Raw genomic sequence first — 353 nt, forward strand, 5'->3', positions numbered from 1 at the left:
GCTATGCGCCCTATCCCAAATGGTTTGGCGCCGCCTTTGCCCGATTGCCCTGCGCACCCGAACTCAGGGAGACTCTCGAGCAAATCCTGTCAGCTCCGGACTGGCCGAAGCGTGAAGCCGGACTCTTCGACGCTTGCTGGTTCATCGCCGAGCTGCAAATGGCAAGAGGCGTGCCCTGCGCGATTGCTCCATCTGTCGGGTCGCTTCACAACCGACCGTTCCGGTTTGTCGATTCCCTGCAGATCGGCAATGCGCTTCGATCTGCCATAGCGGATGATGAATTGCGAGAACTGCCGGAATTTGGGGCGGCCGACCAGTTCATCAGCAGCAATTTCGTTCTCGCCGTCCCGAAA

1 protein-coding gene is annotated in these 353 nt (G+C 59.2%); it reads right to left on the reverse strand.

Going from position 1 to position 353, the window contains the following annotated elements; genetic code table 11:
* Positions 1-89 precede the first annotated feature (89 nt).
* Positions 90-353 (reverse strand): hypothetical protein (locus EOC06_RS40590; RefSeq protein ID WP_164899072.1); only part of this gene is annotated, 264 nt, incomplete at its 5' end.

Origin of the sequence: Mesorhizobium sp. M7A.F.Ca.MR.362.00.0.0 (genome assembly GCF_004023175.1) — a bacterium.
GTDB lineage: Bacteria > Pseudomonadota > Alphaproteobacteria > Rhizobiales > Rhizobiaceae > Mesorhizobium.